This is a genomic window from Pseudoalteromonas sp. SR41-7 (genome assembly GCF_014163935.1).
Lineage (GTDB): Bacteria > Pseudomonadota > Gammaproteobacteria > Enterobacterales > Alteromonadaceae > Pseudoalteromonas > Pseudoalteromonas distincta.
The window spans coordinates 14,431-33,078 of the sequence record NZ_JACJEF010000016.1 but is presented as its reverse complement, the minus strand read 5'-3'; the positions used below and the strand labels follow the sequence as shown (position 1 = coordinate 33,078).

General features: G+C 37.5%; 17 protein-coding genes and 1 pseudogene. 11 read left to right on the top strand and 7 right to left on the bottom strand.

Features of this window, described 5'->3' with window-relative positions; genetic code table 11:
• Positions 1-5 precede the first annotated feature (5 nt).
• Positions 6-3,134, top strand: coding sequence for an efflux RND transporter permease subunit (locus H5092_RS17180; protein ID WP_002962253.1), 3,129 nt, complete (start codon positions 6-8; stop codon positions 3,132-3,134).
• An 84-nt stretch (positions 3,135-3,218) separates the two neighbouring features.
• Here H5092_RS17180 and H5092_RS17175 read toward each other — a convergent pair whose 3' ends face one another.
• Together H5092_RS17175 and H5092_RS17170 are read right to left on the bottom strand one after the other, a co-directional pair.
• Positions 3,219-4,106, bottom strand: coding sequence for a cation diffusion facilitator family transporter (locus H5092_RS17175; protein ID WP_002962252.1), 888 nt, complete (start codon positions 4,104-4,106; stop codon positions 3,219-3,221).
• Positions 4,093-4,823, bottom strand: a pseudogene (locus tag H5092_RS17170) (transglutaminase family protein). The gene H5092_RS17175 and the pseudogene H5092_RS17170 overlap by 14 nt, the downstream one beginning before the upstream one ends.
• Before the next feature lie 78 nt (positions 4,824-4,901).
• Here H5092_RS17170 and cadR point away from each other — a divergent pair.
• The 3 genes from cadR to H5092_RS20895 all read left to right on the top strand — a co-directional run bounded on the left by cadR (position 4,902) and on the right by H5092_RS20895 (position 6,056).
• Positions 4,902-5,291 (top strand): Cd(II)/Pb(II)-responsive transcriptional regulator, encoded by a 390-nt coding sequence (gene cadR, locus H5092_RS17165; protein ID WP_002962247.1) that lies wholly within the window; start codon positions 4,902-4,904, stop codon positions 5,289-5,291.
• Between the two features lie 51 nt (positions 5,292-5,342).
• On the top strand, positions 5,343-5,711 hold the full coding sequence (locus H5092_RS17160) for a MerR family transcriptional regulator (RefSeq protein WP_028834999.1): 369 nt from the start codon (positions 5,343-5,345) through the stop codon (positions 5,709-5,711).
• Between the two features lie 102 nt (positions 5,712-5,813).
• Positions 5,814-6,056: a MerC family mercury resistance protein gene (locus H5092_RS20895; protein ID WP_327077832.1), complete on the top strand. Its 243-nt coding sequence runs from the start codon at positions 5,814-5,816 to the stop codon at positions 6,054-6,056.
• Positions 6,057-6,285: 229 nt separating this feature from the next.
• Here H5092_RS20895 and H5092_RS17155 read toward each other — a convergent pair whose 3' ends face one another.
• The 3 genes from H5092_RS17155 to H5092_RS17145 form a co-directional block, all read right to left on the bottom strand.
• Positions 6,286-6,654: a hypothetical protein gene (locus H5092_RS17155; RefSeq protein ID WP_182734212.1), complete on the bottom strand. Its 369-nt coding sequence runs from the start codon at positions 6,652-6,654 to the stop codon at positions 6,286-6,288.
• A gap of 357 nt (positions 6,655-7,011) precedes the next feature.
• Positions 7,012-8,730 carry an AIPR family protein gene (locus H5092_RS17150; protein ID WP_182734210.1) on the bottom strand — a complete coding sequence of 573 codons (1,719 nt, stop codon included), beginning with the start codon at positions 8,728-8,730 and terminating at the stop codon, positions 7,012-7,014.
• Between the two features lie 103 nt (positions 8,731-8,833).
• Positions 8,834-9,724, bottom strand: a complete 891-nt coding sequence (locus H5092_RS17145) for a hypothetical protein (protein WP_182734207.1) — start codon at positions 9,722-9,724, stop codon at positions 8,834-8,836.
• 544 nt (positions 9,725-10,268) lie between these two features.
• Here H5092_RS17145 and H5092_RS17140 point away from each other — a divergent pair.
• Positions 10,269-11,078, top strand: a complete 810-nt coding sequence (locus H5092_RS17140) for a toll/interleukin-1 receptor domain-containing protein (protein ID WP_002962239.1) — start codon at positions 10,269-10,271, stop codon at positions 11,076-11,078.
• Positions 11,079-11,220: 142 nt separating this feature from the next.
• On the opposite strand, the gene H5092_RS17135 is transcribed toward H5092_RS17140, so the two are convergent.
• A complete protein-coding gene (locus H5092_RS17135) occupies positions 11,221-12,618 on the bottom strand; it encodes a heavy metal sensor histidine kinase (protein ID WP_010388405.1) in 1,398 nt (465 codons plus the stop codon).
• Positions 12,608-13,294 (bottom strand): heavy metal response regulator transcription factor, encoded by a 687-nt coding sequence (locus H5092_RS17130; RefSeq protein ID WP_010388408.1) that lies wholly within the window; start codon positions 13,292-13,294, stop codon positions 12,608-12,610. Before H5092_RS17130 ends, H5092_RS17135 begins: the two co-directional genes overlap by 11 nt.
• Before the next feature lie 166 nt (positions 13,295-13,460).
• On the opposite strand from H5092_RS17130, the gene H5092_RS17125 reads away from it, so the two are divergent.
• From H5092_RS17125 to H5092_RS17100, 6 genes are read left to right on the top strand one after another with little or no spacing between them, the layout of a single operon-like run.
• The gene (locus tag H5092_RS17125) at positions 13,461-15,284 is read left to right on the top strand and encodes a copper resistance system multicopper oxidase (RefSeq protein ID WP_010388409.1); all 1,824 of its coding nucleotides are present in this window, start codon (positions 13,461-13,463) and stop codon (positions 15,282-15,284) included.
• The gene (locus H5092_RS17120) at positions 15,281-16,144 is read left to right on the top strand and encodes a copper resistance protein B (protein ID WP_002963237.1); all 864 of its coding nucleotides are present in this window, start codon (positions 15,281-15,283) and stop codon (positions 16,142-16,144) included. The genes H5092_RS17125 and H5092_RS17120 overlap by 4 nt, the downstream gene beginning before the upstream one ends.
• A 22-nt stretch (positions 16,145-16,166) precedes the next feature.
• The gene (locus H5092_RS17115) at positions 16,167-16,574 is read left to right on the top strand and encodes a copper resistance CopC family protein (RefSeq protein WP_010388411.1); all 408 of its coding nucleotides are present in this window, start codon (positions 16,167-16,169) and stop codon (positions 16,572-16,574) included.
• 11 nt (positions 16,575-16,585) lie between these two features.
• Positions 16,586-17,494: a copper resistance D family protein gene (locus H5092_RS17110; RefSeq protein WP_010388414.1), complete on the top strand. Its 909-nt coding sequence runs from the start codon at positions 16,586-16,588 to the stop codon at positions 17,492-17,494.
• A 23-nt stretch (positions 17,495-17,517) separates the two neighbouring features.
• The gene (locus tag H5092_RS17105) at positions 17,518-18,006 is read left to right on the top strand and encodes a DUF4440 domain-containing protein (RefSeq protein WP_002963057.1); all 489 of its coding nucleotides are present in this window, start codon (positions 17,518-17,520) and stop codon (positions 18,004-18,006) included.
• Between the two features lie 10 nt (positions 18,007-18,016).
• Positions 18,017-18,535 (top strand): DUF411 domain-containing protein, encoded by a 519-nt coding sequence (locus H5092_RS17100; RefSeq protein ID WP_002963058.1) that lies wholly within the window; start codon positions 18,017-18,019, stop codon positions 18,533-18,535.
• Positions 18,536-18,648: the final 113 nt, after the last annotated feature.

Here is an 18,648-nt window from a genome sequence, read left to right as displayed (position 1 = left end):
GCAATATGATTGAATCAATTTTGCGTCTTGCAATAAATAGGCGCTATTTAGTATTAAGCTTGCTGATGGTAATCATCGGCGTTGGTATGTGGAGTTATCAAAAACTTCCCATTGATGCTGTTCCAGATATAACAAACGTACAGGTACAAATAAATACCTCTGCCCCCGGTTATTCACCTTTAGAAGCGGAGCAAAGGGTAACTTTTCCAGTAGAAAACGCATTAGCTGGACTACCAAAGCTGTCTCACACCCGCTCTCTTTCAAGATATGGTTTATCCCAGGTGACCGTTATCTTTGAAGAGGGAACCGATATTTATTTCGCACGCAACTTAATCAATGCAAGATTAGCTGCGATAAAAGGCGTTATTCCCTCTGGCTTAGAGCCAGAGATGGGTCCTATTTCCACAGGGCTTGGTGAAATATTTATGTATACCGTACAAGCTTCTCCTGACGCTAAAATGCCTAATGGAGAGCCTTATACCGCTATTGCCTTAAGAGAAATACAAGACTGGATCATTAAACCGCAATTGGCTCAAGTTAAAGGCGTCATTGAGGTCAACAGCATCGGCGGCTATAACAAGCAGTATCATATAACGCCGAAACCCGAAAAATTACTTTTTCATCAGGTAAGCTTTGAAGACGTTTCTGATGCATTACGTAAAAATAATGATAACCGTGGCGCGGGTTATATTGAGCAAAACGGACAACAAGTGTTAGTGCGCTCCATCGGGCAACTTGCGACAATGGATGAAATCCTCAATGTCATCATCAAAAAGAACGATGGTATTCCTGTAAAAATAAGTGATGTTGCCAATGTTGCTATAGGCAAAGAACTTAGAACAGGGGCTGCTACTCGTAATGGCATTGAGACAGTGCTTGGTACAACCATGATGCTGATTGGTGAGAATTCTCGCACCGTTGCTTTAGAAGTGGAACATAAGCTCAGCGAAATACAAAAATCTCTGCCAAAGGGCATTACCGCAGAGCCTGTTTACGACAGAACAACGTTAGTAGATAAAGCGATTGCAACCGTTACCAAAAACCTCGTTGAAGGTGCGCTTTTAGTTATTGTTGTGTTATTTATTCTACTTGGAAATTTACGTGCAGCTCTCATTACCGCTGCTGTTATCCCTATTTCCATGTTAATGACAATCACAGGTATGGTGCAAGCAGGAGTATCTGCCAATTTAATGAGTCTCGGCGCATTGGACTTTGGCTTGATAGTGGACGGGGCTGTAATCATCGTTGAAAACTCTGTCCGTAGGTTAGCACAGGCCCAACACAACGGTCATAGGCAAGACTTAAGAGAACGCCTAAATACCGTTTTTGAAGCCACTTCAGAAGTGATACGTCCAAGCTTGTTTGGTGTGGCAATTATCACTGTTGTTTACATCCCCATTTTCACGCTAACTGGCGTTGAAGGGAAAATGTTCCACCCTATGGCGGCAACTGTCGTTATGGCGTTAATTTCCGCAATGATCCTTTCAGTTACACTGGTTCCTGCTGCTGTAGCTGTGTTTATGAAAGGTAAAATCAGCGAAAAAGAAAGTGTAGTTATTCGTTCAACCAAGTCTATTTATGAACCATTGTTAAAAATGGCGATGAAATTTCGTTGGATTATTGTTTCATTCTCAACGCTGTTAATGGGGTATAGCCTTTGGTTAGCAACTACGCTTGGGACAGAATTTGTTCCTCAATTAAATGAAGGTGATATTGCACTACAGGCATTAAGAATTCCATCGACTGGCCTAGAGCAATCAGTAGAAATGCAAGAAGTACTTGAGCAACGTATTAAAGCGTTTCCTGAAGTTGATAAAGTATTCTCGCGCATTGGCACACCAGAAGTAGCAACCGACCCAATGCCACCGAGTATTGCTGATATCTTTGTTATTTTAAAACCACGTAAAGAATGGGCCGAACCTTCAAAACCAAAAAGTGAATTAGTTGAAGAAATGGAAAAAGTACTGAAAAACATTCCAGGCAACAACTATGAATTCACTCAGCCTATTCAAATGCGTTTCAATGAATTGATTTCTGGCGTTAGAGCTGATGTCGGCATCAAAATATTTGGTGATGATTTGGATCGGTTATTACTTACCGCAAAAGATATTCTAAATATTGTGAAAACCGTGGATGGTGCCGCTGATGCTCGAATAGAACAGGTCACAGGTGTTCCATCTTTATCAGTAATTCCTAAACGAGAAGCGCTTGGTAGGTATGGATTGAACGTTACCGAATTGCAAGACTGGGTTGCCACTGCGATTGGCGGTGAATCTGCGGGGATCATTTATGAAGGTGACAGACGGTTTGAGTTAGTTGTTCGCCTACCAGAGCAAATAAGAACGGATATCGATAGCTTGAAGCATCTGCCGCTTCCACTTGAGAATGGTAACTATGTGCCAATTGAAGAAGTTGCAGAGCTTAAATCAGAGTCTTTACCCGCGCAGATTAGCCGAGAGAACGGAAAAAGAAGAGTTGTGGTTACCGTCAATGTTCGTGGTAGAGATTTAGGCGGTTTTGTAAAAGAAGTTAAAGCTAAAATTAATCAGGAAGGAGAAATTCCAGCAGGATACTGGCTTGATTATGGTGGAACGTTTGAACAACTAGAATCAGCAAGTAAGCGATTAAGCCTAGTTGTACCGATAACATTGGTTGTTATCCTAGGTATTTTGATTATAGCATTTGGTTCATTAAAAGATGCATTAATCATTTTCAGTGGCGTGCCTTTAGCATTAACAGGGGGCGTATTTTCACTTTATTTAAGAGACATGCCCTTATCAATTTCGGCAGGTGTCGGCTTCATTGCATTGTCAGGTGTCGCAGTATTAAATGGCTTGGTTATGTTGGCTTTTATTCGAGATCTTTGGCATGAAAAAGGCGACCTATACGTAGCGATCATTGAAGGTGCCATCATTCGTTTAAGACCTATTTTAATGACGGCACTGGTCGCAAGTTTAGGTTTTATTCCAATGGCGTTAAACACTGGAATTGGTGCAGAAGTACAACGACCACTAGCAACAGTTGTTATCGGCGGTATTGTATCTTCTACCATTTTAACTTTGTTTGTATTGCCTATTTTATATCAATGGGCGCATGGCGCTGAGAGTAACAAACAGCAATCCGACGAAATCTAAAAGCAAAAAAGCAGCTTAATTACTAAGTTATGCCTAATTAAGCTGCTTTTTATATTGTATGCTCCAAAATTTTATTGATAAAACTTACTCTGCTTCATCCCTACAATTTTCATTTAAAAACTCAAACTCTATCGTCGTATGCGATAAATGATAGGAAGATAATTTAGCTGCAACCTCTTGTTTAAGCTTAATTAATTCTTTAACGTCAAAGTTGTCACTCAGCTCAAGGTGCGCTGTTAAAACGTGACTTTCACCATCCAGTGACCAAAAATGCATATGGTGTATACCATTTACTTCAGGAAATTCAATTAATGACTGCTTAATACGCTCTTGGGTCTCTTTATCGGGTGCAGCTTGAAGAAAAAGCACCAATGTTGATTTAAGATTTTTGAAAACGTTAAATAAGATAAACAGCGTAAACCCTATTGATAATAGAGGATCTAATATCGGCAGTTCAACGAACAACAATACAATAGAGACTATAAGAACGGCAACCCAACCGAGTACATCTTCAAGTAGGTGCCATGTCAGCACTTTTTCATTTAGTGTTTCACCCGCTTTTAATTTGAATACCGCATAACCATTTACGGCAACACCGAGTATGGCTAGCCCTAACATCCCCTCAACTACAGGCATTTCAGGATTGGACAGCTTAGGTATTGCTTCAAATAAAACCCAAATAGAGCCGATAATCAAAACAATACTATTTACCAATGCACCAAAAAGTGTAAGTCGGCGATAACCATAGCTGAATTTGTCTGATGCTTCTTTATCTGAAAAACGACTTAAAATCCACGCAAAACCTATTGAAAGACTATCACCAAGATCGTGAACGGCATCCGCCATTATCGCCGTACTGTTTGTGAGCCAACCACCTATAAATTCGATAATGGTAAATATCACATTAAGGAAAAATGCCCAACCAATCCGGTCGTCTTTACCATGCTGATGACTGTGACTATGGTTGTGCATTTTGTACCTCCAGTACTTTTTTATTTCTTATTTTTGATACATTCATATTAATCAAATGTCGGATCACTCGTTGATACAACCAACGTTTTACACCTGATAGATTAGTACCTTTTTCGAGATAGAACTTATCTGGTGAATCATAAAGCCCAAAGTCGTCATGAATACCTTCTTTTTGAATATAGGTATCCTCTCCACGCCAATCCGTACCGGGTGAAGATAAGCACTTTGTTGCAACACCATAACCACAAAACTCATCTTTTGCTTGGCTAAATTTCTGCTGTAGTGAGCTTAAGTATTGCTCATCCAATATAAAGCCCTCTAAGTTTATCCAACGCCCTTCAAAGTAAACTTCTACCCAACTATGAATGATGTATTTAGGTGCTAACCAAAATACAAGCTTAGGATAGCACCTTTTTATAGTTGCTGATCAATGGTAAAACCTTGGAAACGACACTGGATACCTAGTCCACGCAATAGTGCCATTAACAGATTACCCTTAGTATTACATTGTCCATAACCATCTGCTAGCACATCGCTTGCTGAAATATCATCACTCTTGTTATAGCCAAACATTATTTCATCTTTTACAAACTGATAAGCGGCACCAATTTTGTTGAAATTATCCAAATTTTTCCACCCTCGTTGATCGATCAGGGATTGGATATCTTTGTGTTCAAAATTAACGATATTCGTATTGTTTAAATATTTCTCAGTCATTTTTATATATCCCTTTCGTTGCATACCTATACTATAGATCCTATAGTAACTATAGAGTCAAATGTCTGGGGGAAATTGATGAAAATAGGCGAATTGTCAAAAAAATCGGGCTGTTCAATACAAACGATTAGATATTATGAAAGAGAAGGATTACTGTTAAATCCAAACCGTTCAGAAGGTAATTTCAGGCTGTATGATAGTAAAGCACTTAAACAATTGGAATTCGTAAAGCATTGTCGCAGCCTAGATATATCACTCAATGATATTAAACGTCTTATCGAATTAAAAAATAAGCCAGAAGAAAGCTGCTCTAGCGTTAATGCATTAATTGATCAGCAACTTGCACTAGTGAATAAACGTATGAAAGAATTAAGGGCGCTTAAAGCTGAATTACAACAGATGGCAAGTGCTTGTGGTTCAGACAATACAATTGAAGCGTGCGGCATCATCAAATCATTGGATAGCTAAACTAAATATAACTTTAGATTAGTAGTATTCACAAAGGCAATAATGTAAACCATTGGCAAATTAGCACAATCATTAAATTTAAATGTAGAAACCATTCGTTTTTATGAACGAGAAGGGCTGATTACACAACCTGAAAAACCAATATCTGGTTATAGACAATATGACGAAACAATAGCAGGACAACTTAGGTTTATCACAAAAGCCAAAGCGCTCGGCTTTACGTTAAGAGAAATAAAATCGCTAATGTCTATGGACAGCAACTGCACTCAAGTTGAGCTATTAAGCCGACAAAAGTTAGCAATCATTCGAGACAAAATTAATGACCTTCAACGTTTAGAGAAAGTAATTGTGGATATGACAAATACCTGTATGCAAAACGAAGATCCAACACATTGCCCCATAATTGATTCATTAAAATGATTGACTCCGTACTTATATACGGAGTTTAGAATGATGGTAATATCAACCAATAGACTTTCAAATGATAAATAAAATATTAGACAGAGTAGGCTCTAGTGGCGTTTGGCTAGCGGCACGGCCTGCTTCCCTGCATTAAGGTCACTTGCATCGGCATTAGGACTAGGCTTCTTCTCTCACTTCGAAGGAATAGCTGTAAATACGCTTTTACCTATTTTTGCATCTTTGGAACTATTGGTAAACTTATACAACTGGCACAAAAATAAAAACCATACCAGAGCTGTCTTCAGCATTCTAGGGCCTGTAGCAGTGCTATTAACGCTTTATCCTCTTTGGCTATATGATTGAAGCACATACCTATTTTACTTTGGTATTTGCTTAATGGTCGTTATGTCGGTTTTGGATATCGTAAAACCAGTAAGGGAGCAAACATGCAACGTATGGCTAATTGCCGTCGTTGAAACGATTAACGGTCAATGTCTGCTTTTCGCTCTTTGCCGAAGTTCGGCTCAGTGCCATAAGCAGTCATTGGTAATACCTACATAAACCGCGCGACTAAAGGGAGCTAATGTACTTGTTATGTTTCAATTCTATCCGCAGACACTACAGTCTGCGGTGCCAATATCACCTCTAATTCAAAGTCAGCCTTAGAGTGATATATCGCATTTTTTTTGTCCAAACAAGTTCTAACCACGATACCTTGCAGCATGTCACTGTAGGTTTCTTGGGCAAACCTTTTGGCTACATCAAGATTAGTTGTCCAAGATTGTCCAAACTGACCACTATTGAGTTCAGCTTCAGACATACCGCGGTAAATTGACATACCTTCAGTCAATACCTCTACGTCTGACTCTGAAACATCCTCTGGACGGAGCGTTACAATCGGGCCTTGCCATTCAGCTTGCCTGCCCTTGAAAAGCCCGAAACGGCCGCCATCTTTGAACATCCTGATGTAATTAAAGATGACATAGGCGTGGTTATATATTTCACTGTCATCTGAGGTCCCGTGTTGTCTGAAGTGCGAATTAAAATCTTCAGCTTCAAAACTACTTGATGCTTTCCCCCAAAGCTGACTATCAATGTATCTATTAAATTAACACCATCATGGAAGCGTGATGACAAGTCGGCCTGATACAAATCAGGTTCTATGCCCATTTGAATTAGATACTACCTAGATTCATCACTTAAATTCAATGCTCTCTCCTTGAAACATAACGCAGCACTAAGCGGACTAAAACTGCAGGTTCAGATATGTAGCAAAGCTAAAAATAACCCACAGTTTTATCTTTGTTTAAATGCCTTATTATATTTTCTCGCCTGCATACGCATTTAAAATTTGCTCAGTCATTGCTTTGGACTTCAAAGCTTGTTTATCTTCAATAGGAGCACCAGATCTCTCAATAATTGAAACAGCCGCTGTAAATAAGTTTTTATAATCATCATAATTATTTAATTTATCAATAATAGGATTACAATATTTCTCAACTTTTTTCTGACTATTTAAAGGGGGGAAATTATCACTAGAAGCCAACATTGGTACTAACATGGTTAAATAAAATTTAACCTTTCGATATTTTTTATCTATTTCTCCTGAATTGAATAAGGAATCTAATCGGTAATATGCAAGACCTGCTAGATAATATGGTGCAAACTGATGATCTTCTTCGAAAATACCACTACCAGATTTACCCATACTTTTTACTAAGTTACCAAAGTATGTTGTGACCATATGAGGGTTTTTATTAAACATTGAAGAGAATGACTTAAGCTGTATTGGTATTGTAATTACTTTTCTTTTAATCACATTTCGATCAGAGTTAAATTCCTTAGCCCGTCTTTCATAGTATAACTTTCCATCTCCATCAATTGCAGAGTAATAATGTTGCAAGTTTTTTTGAAAATCTGACATTGCAGATAATTGCTCTTTCTTAATGGCTGTTTGATTGTTTGTTGATACTGTAATTTTGGATTTTATATCCTCATTTTTAGTACCTATAAGCCTGAGCGGTATGAATATTTCACCAACTGATGGATTACTTCTATTTTCATATAAAACATTACTAGTTTGGCAGCCATTTACAATTTGATAGTCAATAATTGTGATTGTATTACCTGATGATTTTATTGAATCCGCAACTATTGTTATTCCGTTATTTAATACACTGAATAGGTTTGGTGAATCACCTTGAATTGTTTCTTGAATATTAGTGTTAACAATATTATTAGCGCCTTGAAAATCTCGAACATTATCATCAAAAACACTGCGAATATTACCATTTTCATCAACTAATATTTTTTCAAATTCAGCAAAAGGAATTACCCCATAGAATGATTCATCAATACCGTCTACTTCCGGCAATGTTACTTTATTAGGAAAAGAGAACCTTGAGCTAACAGGGTCCTTTGTTTTTCGATAAAGCTTACCTAATTCATTAGCGCCTAAGACATTAAGCTCAATAGATTCAAACAAATTATAACTTCTTAAATCTTCTTTAGCTGAATCAACAACAGCAGAAATATTAGCGTCTTCGTTAACAACCCCTGTAGTTACATAGTAAGTCCTACATTTAGGGTTTTCTTTAAAGTCAGATGCATAATCAAGTAAATAATCTGAAATTTCAGCAGCTTTAATTATATCTATATTTCTAGGTAACTTAGGGTTTTCAGAGAAAAAATCATTTACCCCGAAATAAAAAGCATGCATTTCTTTAGTATCAAATTTGCTTGATGTTTTAGCTTGAACAAATAAGTAGGTTACGTCTAAATAGCCGTTGCTGGATAATAGATCGTCAATTTCATCAGTATCTTCTACAAGGTGGCCGTTAACAATAATTGCTAATCCATCAATTCCTGTATCTGCACCTGCGCCGACGGTAATGGTTTTACTATCAAATGTTTTATTATATTCATTCGATAGTGCAACATAATTACAAAAAATTTCAAAGTCATCAGGTTCATTAGTCTCTTTTAATTCCTGTCCTCGTAGAAAGTCTTGTAATAATTTTTTAGTAATGCGATCCATTTATTTTGATTCCATACTCGAATTTGATTAAAAATATTTATCATCCCTATCTTTTAGGGATGTGATGTTTATAAAAGCGTCATTGAAATTATGTGTGTGAAATTCATTTCATATAATATGTAGCAGCATCTTTTACATAATTGGCAAAACAATTGAAGTGGGATAAAGGTATTTCATAATACTCTTGATTCCGTGAGCGTGGAGAACGATTTGGTAAATTAAAAGGAATACATAGCGGATCTGATTGCATTTGTGACAAAGCTTTATTCTCTGCGCTTTGGATATCATTTGTACCAAAAACACGGCACTCATGACCTAACTTGATATCCTCGGCTGTGATGGCACGAGTTGGATCTTTTTTTTCAGTCAGTCCTAATTTAACAACGATATATCCAGATCTATTTGCAGAGTATTTAGTTTCTTTTGCATAAACAACTCCTTTTTTAGTACTCTTCGTAGTCTTTAGGTTGAGTAATCCACTAGGTTTTTTAAGTTTAGCTAAATAGTCTTGAAAACTATCAATATCGCAATTAGAGAACTCTTCTAATATTTCTTTACCTTTATTTCTTGGCCAATTAGGAATATCAGATGGAGTTATCTTTTTTTCATGCAATTTATAAACTGAGAGAAGATCAACATACCTAAGTAATTTTTTATTGTCTCCATCATTCGGAAAAAATTTTGCTAAGCTACTTCCAATTTTTAACTGATTTGAATCAATTATTTTGAAAGCTTTTTGGAGCAAGTTCGAACGGTTATCTTTAGTACCGCTTTTGGGTTTACATTCATTAAACTTCAAGTTTAGTTCTTTAGCGGTCGTTTTTATAGAAATTGGTAAACGATTAATTAAACTTTCATTGATTTCTGCACGTTCCGTATTTCTACAAAACTCATAAAACTCACCAGGGCTAACCACCCCACTAAAGTAATTTGACTTAATATATTCATCAAACGCAGTAATTACAAAGTTCTCATTTTGAATTTGATTCCTCATACACTTCCTTTTGTCTCTAGATGATGATTCCCCCCTAAATACAGGGTTAATATAACAATTTAATAGTGCGCTCATCATGCGTATTTCTGCCGATACAAAGCCCATTCACTACTTTATATAGTTTTAGCAAATAACCTAAGGTATTACTATCATTAAGTTTTCTAAAACTTTAAAGAAAAGATAAATAGAGCAATATGCGCGCGTCGCTTATTTTCATGAATATATGCGCAAAGAGCAGTTTAACCAATCTATTAACAACGATATTTAGCCAATCTCAATGTCTGCTTATCGCTCTTTGCCGAAGTTCGCCTAAGTGCCATGAGCGGGCATTAAAGCGTAACTCGTTTCTGCCCCAAAACGTGTTGAGGCGAATGCCTCAAAAGAGCGATTACCGGCCATTGAGGTTGGTTAAATACAATGGAAAACTGTGATAGTAATATCTAAAGTTATTTGTTAAAACTATATAGATTATAAAGGCGAGCTTTACATCCGCTCAGATGTGCCCTTCGAACACTAAGAAATGTTAAGCATTTAAGGAATAAATTTGAAACATCCCAAATATAAAGGTGTTAACTTTCTAGATGCAGAAATACGAAAACTTGAACAAAATGTAATTACTAGAGAGATAGAGTTCGAGTGGGCAGTAAAAAAATTAAAAAATGCAGATCCTTATGACGATATACATAAATTAAGGAAGGCCTTAAAAAGTAAAGAAAAGTCTGTTATTAAAGCTAGACGACAAGTTAAGTCAAAAATAGCTCAAAAAACCAGAAAGTTAGCTGAGCGAAATAAAGAAAAATTTGGTGGTAAAGTTCAAAAAAGAAAGAATATTGCACTTAATCAATCATTAAATGAAGAATTAAAAATTCAGGGAAACATATTGTCTCAATTAAAAAATATGCCGATCAGTTTTGCTAAGGATTTAACTAAGCAAGATGGTAAAGCAAGCGACTTATTTATTTCACACGCCTCTGAAGATAAAGCTGATTTTGTGAAATCATTAGCAGATGAGCTCATAAAACAGGGAGTTTCAGTTTGGTATGATGAATACGCACTAAGAATTGGTGATAGTTTAAGGAAGTCCATTGATAAAGGCCTTTCTCAATCTAGGTTTGGTTTAATTATTTTATCTAAAAGTTTTTTCGAAAAAAACTGGACACAATATGAACTAAATGGATTAGTCGCAAAAGAGATGGAGGGTGAAAAAGTCATTCTTCCTATTTGGCATAATATTAGTAAAGATGAGATTATGAAGTTGAGTCCTACGCTTGTGGATAAGTTTGCTCTTAATTCAGCAACTAATACGGTATATGAAATTGCAGAAAAAGTTGCAGATGCCGTAAACAACGCGTGAAAGCTAATTAATTAGAAAATCCCTAAGAGAGAATAAGAGCAAATTTTGGCTCATGAATCTCATTATCGAACGTCTGCAACTGGCACTTAGCTGAACTTCGCCAAAGAGCTACAAGCAAACATTGAGTTATTGGTTTTAATAATTAGCTTTTAACTAAATTTAAATAAACTTTAAAGCTGGTAGTTTGATTATTTGAACTGACCTCTATATCTCCACCGTTTGCTTGCGCTAGAGCTTTAACTATTGCAAGCCCTAAACCTGCTCCGTCACTGTGTCGTTGCCGCGACTTATCAGGTCGATAAAAGCGGTCAAATAAATAAGGTAAATGCTCAGAAGGTATTCTCTCCCCTGTATTAATCACTGAAATGCATATTTTTTCAGCGGTGGTCATTTCACTGTTTACAGTGATTGATGAGCCTTTTGGAGCGTACCTAATTGCATTGGATAGTAAGTTTGATAATAATTGACGAAAGTGTAATTTGTCACAATAAAAACAAAGGTTTTGACCTTTTTTATTAAATGCAATCAATGAGTCTTCAGCCAAAGCGTCAAAATACTCAAATAACACTTCAATTTCATCATGGCTTTTTAGAGTGTTTTGAACTGGTTTAATTAGCCCGTTTTGAGTTTTGGCGAGCCAAAGCATATCACTAACCATTTTCGTTAATCGCTCGAGTTCTTCTAAGTTAGAAAATAATAATTCTTGATACTCTTCCAACTGCCTTTTTTTAGATAATCCAACCTGTGTTTGAGTAATTATATTCGTTAGTGGAGTTCGTAGTTCATGAGCAATATCACTAGAAAAATTTGATAAGCGAATAAATTCACCCTGGAGCCTGTCGAGCATTGAGTTAAACGACTGCACCATATTAACAAGCTCAATAGGCACTTTATTTTCATCGAGCCTTACATCCATTTTATTAGTTTGGATATCGTGTATTTTCTGACTTAAACCTCGTAAAGGGTTTAATCCTTGATGTACAGCAAACCAAGCCACCAATGAAATGAGTACCGCTGAGCCAAACATAATGGCCCAAAGGCTTTGTTGAAATTGATTGAGAAAGTGTAAATGAAAGCTCATGTCTATCGCTGTAGTAATTTTGTATTGCTGTTGCTCAGTACTTAAATTACTCACCAGAGCTCGGTAGGTGTGGGTATCATTTTGCCATGAGGTAATGTTGTTACGGTTAAAGCCAGTTGAAGCCTTAGCACTCATTACAAAATCACTAAAATCTCGTTCAGAGCTTTGAAAAATGAGATCTCCTTTTGCGGTATTTACCTGATAGTAAACACCGTGATGACCCGCTACAGCGTTAGATAATTCATTTTTAAATTTCAGGTTTGATTTATAGTGTTGTCTTAAAACTAATTCAATAGATTGATTAATAACATGCAGTTCACTACTATCTTGCTGGAAAAAATGATGTTTTATCGAACTATTTATTAAGGTGGCAACTAAAGTTAAGCACGCAATAACGGTTACAGCCACAAACAACACAACACGCATCGTAAGTGATAAAGGCCGTGACTTAATAGCCATCAGTTTCAACCTCTAATTTATAGCCCATACCGCGAACTGTATGAATTAATTTAATAGTAAAGTCATCATCAACTTTTGCTCTTAGCCTACGAATGGCAACATCAATCACATTGGTGTCGCTATCAAAATTCATATCCCATACTTGAGAAGCAATTAACGAACGTGGCAGTACTTCACCTTCGCGCCGTAACAATAGTTCAAGTAAGCTAAACTCTTTATTACTCAATAAAATACGCTTGCCTGCACGTTGTATTTTTCGCTTTGGAATATCCATTTCTAAATCAGCAACGATCAGTATATCGTCAACTGTTTGTACTGCACCACGGCGAATAAGAGTGCGTACTCTTGCTAAAACTTCAGCAAAAGCAAAAGGCTTTATTAAATAGTCATCAGCACCAAGTTCGAGCCCCTTTACTCTATCGTCTATGCTATCGCGAGCAGATAAAAATAGTACTGGGGTTTTGTTATCTGCTTCACGTAGCGACTGTAAAATTTTCCAACCGGATACGTCAGGTAACATGACATCAAGTATTATTACATCAAATAATTCGGTCATTGCTAGGTGATGACCGTCAAGACCATTGCGCGCCAAAGAAACCTGAAAACCAGCTTCACTTAGTCCCTGTTTTAAATAATCTCCCGTTTTTGCTTCATCTTCAACAACTAATAAGCGCATACAATTCCTTCATTAAAGTCCTAACAACTACCTCTGCAAATATTATGCAGTATCTGTCACTACAGCAACATGACACCAAGATTACAACTTTGTAATGTTCGCGTCATGTTGAAGACAGGTCTATTTTCTATACTCAATACATATTCTGCTATGAAGGAGTAAGGAAATGGGGTTTAAAAAGTCATCACAACAGGTTAGCACACCACGAAGACGATTTGTTCAAGGCTTAATTGCAGGAGGTGTACTTGCTGCTTTTCCGAGTGTATTACATGCTGCATCATCTTTAGTAGCAGGAACAATAACAGGCACTGTGCCCGAACTTAGCGGCGAAGTAATTGATCTGGTTATAGATGAATCGCCGGTTAACTTTACTGGCGTAGTACGTATGGCGACAACTATCAATGGATCTATACCCGCTCCTACCTTGCGCCTCAAAGAAGGCGATGACGTTACTATTAGAGTAACAAATAAGTTATCAGTACCGAGTTCAATTCATTGGCATGGCATTATTTTACCGTATCAAATGGATGGCGTACCAGGTATCAGCTTTAAAGGCATTATGCCGGGCGAAACCTTTGTTTATAAATTTAAACTGCAACAAAGCGGTACATATTGGTATCACTCACATAGTGGCTTTCAAGAAATGACAGGCATGTACGGTGCATTAATTATTGAACCGCGAGAAAACGATATTATTAGTGCAGATAACGAGCATGTTATTCAATTATCTGATTGGACTGATGATGACCCAATGGCGCTGTTCCGTAAATTAAAAGTACAGAGTGATGTATTTAATTTCAATCAACCCACTGTCCCAGAGTTTTTCGATGACGTTTCAAGCAGCAGTATTTCAAATGCTCTACAGCGCCGAAAAATGTGGAATCAGATGCGAATGAATCCTACAGATTTAGCTGATTTATCTGCATCAGCAATGACTTTTTTAATGAACGGTAGTACTCCAATGGCAAACTGGCGTGGATTATTTAAAGTCGGTGAAAAGCTTAGGTTAAGGTTTATTAATGGCTCTAGTAATAGCTTTTTTGACGTGCGTATCCCCGAGTTAAAACTAACGGTTGTACAAGCAGATGGGCAAAACGTTGAACCAGTGACAGTTGATGAATTTAGATTCGGCCCTGGTGAAACCTACGACGTAATTGTTGAGCCTAAAAATGATGCCTATACGATTTTTGCTCAAAGTATGGATCGCTCTGGTTACGCAAAAGGAACTTTATCAAGCTCGCCTAATATTGATGCGCCAGTACCTGCACTTGACCCTGTTGAATGGTTAACGATGACCGATATGATGGGCAATATGACCCACGGCGGTGAGCACTCTGCAATGGCTGGTATGGCAGGCATGTCAGGTATGAACTCTAAAGAAATGGATCATAGCGCTATGGGCCACGGTGCAATGGCGATGGATCATAGCAAACATGGTATGTCTGAAAACCCATTAGCGGTTGCCAGCTCTAAAGTGCGTCATGCAAAAACGGAGTATGGAGCTTCAGTTGATATGCGCGTTGATATGCCTAGAACAAATCTTGATGATCCTGGTATTGGTTTACGTAAAAATGGTCGTCGTGTTTTAACACTTGCAGATTTACACTCACTTGAAGGGATCACTAACCAGCAAGAGCCAGAAGCTGAAATTGAGCTGCATTTAACCGGAAACATGGAGCGTTATAGCTGGTCATTTGATGGCTTAGAATTTGGTAAAAGCACGCCAGTGCATATGAAGCATAACCAACGTTTAAGAGTTATTTTACAAAACGATACCATGATGACGCACCCTATGCATTTGCATGGTATGTGGAGTGATTTAGAAAACGAGCAAGGTGATGTGCAAGTGCGACGTCATACGATACCTGTTCAACCCGCACAAAGAATCAGCTTTTTAACCACCCCTCACGATGTAGGTCGCTGGGCTTGGCATTGCCATTTATTATTCCATATGGATGCCGGTATGTTTAGAGAGGTAGTCGTATCATGAAACAATTAAAACTATCTAAATCATTAGGTTTATTAATGTTAACAGGGGCTTCATTAATTAGTTTCCCTTTATTAGCGCAAAGTGAAATGGCACAAATGAATAGCGCTAAGATGCAACCACAAGGAGGAAGTGCACCTAAAGATGCAAGAGACCCCCATGCTTACTCTGCGGGAACAACTTTAACAGAAGGCCCATATGCGCTTGAGGGCAATGAGCGATTAACACTCGCTGATGAGCATCCATTTTACGCATTACTAGGCGATCGTCTTGAATATAACGAGCAAGCAAACGCAGGTGTATTTGACTTACAAGCATGGTACGGCACTACCTTTGATCGATTGGTAATTAAAACCGAGGGTGATTTCAGCGAAGGAAGTATTGAAGAAAACCAAACCGATATTTTATGGGGTCACGCCGTATCAGCATATTGGGATACTCAAGCAGGTGTTCGTCTTGATTACAATAAAGAAGGTGAAAATCGGCAATGGTTGGCTTTTGGCTTACAAGGTTTAGCCCCTTATTGGTTTGAACTTGATATGACAGCATACGTAGGTGAGCGAGGCAATACCGCATTTACGTTAGAGGCAGAGTACGAACTATTACTCACGCAAAAGCTAATTATACAACCGCGAGCCGAAATTACACTTTATGGCAAAAACGATAAACAAAACGAACTTGGAAGTGGCCTATCAAGCAGCGCGATTGGCTTTAGGGTTCGTTATGAATTTACACGCCAGTTTGCGCCCTATATTGGCGTTGAATGGAGCAATAAATTTGGCAATACCGCCGACTATGCCACATCAAGTGGACAAAGTAGCAACAACACCGCATTTGTTACGGGTATTAAATTTTGGTTTTAATCATTTTAAATAAGAGGTAATTATGAAGTTTTTTAATTCTGCAGTAGCTATTTTAGGTTTAGTACTTACATTTTCCGCATCAGCGCATATATCACTCAAGCAATCAACACCTGCGCAAGAAGCCATGTTAATGAAAAGCCCAGAGCAACTTTCGTTAACTTTTGGTGGTGAAGTAAGGCTAGCAAAAGTCATCATCAAAGATGAAAAAAATAAATCAATAAACTTTGATTTCAAACCAAGCTCTACCCCAAGCACAGACTTTAGTTGGTCATTGCCGAGCTTAGTCCAAGGCACTTACACGGTTAAATGGACAGCACTGGGTGGTGATGGACATAAAATGACCGACACGTTTAGATTTATGGTACACAAAAGTGAATCGCATAAGATGATGCAAGTACAATCTAATACCCACAGCAAACATAATCATTAAGTAGCAACATAATGCAATTAAGTGAATGGTCAGTACTCTTACTATTATTAAAACTAGCAAGCTATATCGCAATTTCAGGGCTTGCGGGCACTTTATTAATGCGCTTTATGTGTGGCAACAGCAATGTTGCAGGGCATCACTTAATTAGCTTTTATCAGTTCTTAAAACGTTGGCAAATTACGTGTGTAGTTACAGGTAGTATTGCTGCACTTTTACAAGTACCAATAGAAGCTGGAGCAATGGCTGAATCAGGCTTTATGGGAATGTTTGACCCCTTTATGCTTGAAATTGTTTGGCAATCAGTCATAGGTGACCAAGCAACGTTTAGAATACCAGCGCTTATTATTGCTCTAATTAGCGCATGTATGTGGAGTGTGGAATCAGATGATAACGTAGCAGGTTATAAAAACGTTGCCGTTATACTAATCATGCTTGGGTTTATCGCTTATAGCTTCACTTTTACTGGGCACAGTGCAAATGAAAATGGGTTAGTGAAAAGTATTTTAACCTTTCACCTTATTGCCATTGCGAGCTGGTTAGGGTCATTGTGGCCGCTTTACAAAAGCTGCACTTTACTACCTACCAGTGAAGTAAAGCGGTTAATGCATTACTTTGGTCAACTCGCTATTGTTATTGTATTTGTACTACTTATTTCGGGCTTAACTCTGCTCCTGCAGTACCTAGAGTCATTTTCTGCATTGTTTACATCAAATTATGGGCAACTAATTTTATTAAAGCTGTTACTCGTCAGCGCGATGCTGTTACTAGGTGCATGGCATAAGCTTTTTTTAGTCCCGCAAATCACTCAACAACACCATATAAGTATATTAAAACGCTCGATCACTGTTGAAATATTAATTGCCCTATTTGTACTTATTACAACAAGTGTATTTACAACACTTGTTGGTCCGCCTATTTAACGATTAATAAAAAAGGAAAATGTATGTTAATTAAATCCTCTAATTTAAAAATTTTATTGCTACTAATTTTTAGCGCTGTTAGTTCTTTTGCTGTGAACGCACACACCCATGAAGAGCACACAAAAAAAGGCTGGGTCTTTGTTAATGTTGATAGCGAAGCTGCAAAGGCAGTTAGCTTATTTCATGCATCCCTAAAACAAGGCGATGCCAAAGGTGCCCGTAAATTACTGGCCGACGATGTCGTCATTTTTGAAGGCGGAATTGTTGAGCGTTCTGCAGATGTATACGCGAACCATCATATGATAGCGGATATGAAATTCTTAAGTGCAGTTGATAGTGAACTGCTAGAGCATCAAGTTCACACAAATGGAGACATAGCTTACTCAATTTCAAGAAGTAAAACTCAAGGAAAGTATAAAGGGAAAGATATTAAGTCTACGGGAATGGAATCAATCACATTAAAAAACACCGATAAAGGTTGGAAAATCACTCATATTCACTGGTCTAATTAAGGAGTTAACAATGCGAGTAATCTACATTACCTCAGCGTTTTTTTTATCATTAACTATGTCATTTTCGGCAATGAGTATCGAAAAACAGCATAAAACATCAATAATCTATGAAAATTCAGAAAAACCTGAAATTGAGCTTACCGTTTATAAAAGTAAAAATTGTGGATGTTGTAATAAGTGGATTGCTCATTTGAGTGAAAACAATATTCAAACAAAAGCAATTAACGTTAATGACATGGGGTCGATTAAATCTCAGTATCAAATAAAACCTAATATGCGCTCATGCCATACAGCCGTGTCAGCCGATGGATTTGTATTTGAAGGTCATGTTCCCGTTAAACATATAAAACAGTTTTTATCTGGGCAACACGCTCCGCACATTACAGGCTTAAGTGTACCAGCCATGCCTATTGGCACTCCCGGAATGGAAATGGAGGGTATATTTCACAAATATAATATTGAACTACTCACTGACAACTCAAATGAAGAAACCTACAGATACATAAGTAAATCCAGCGAGCAATTTTAGCCTAACGGCATAATTCTTGAGTTAATTATTAAATACCCATTTTACACAACAGGAAACACTGATTTGTGAGCTTGATAGTGTAAAAATTACTCACATGTAAAAACAAAATACAA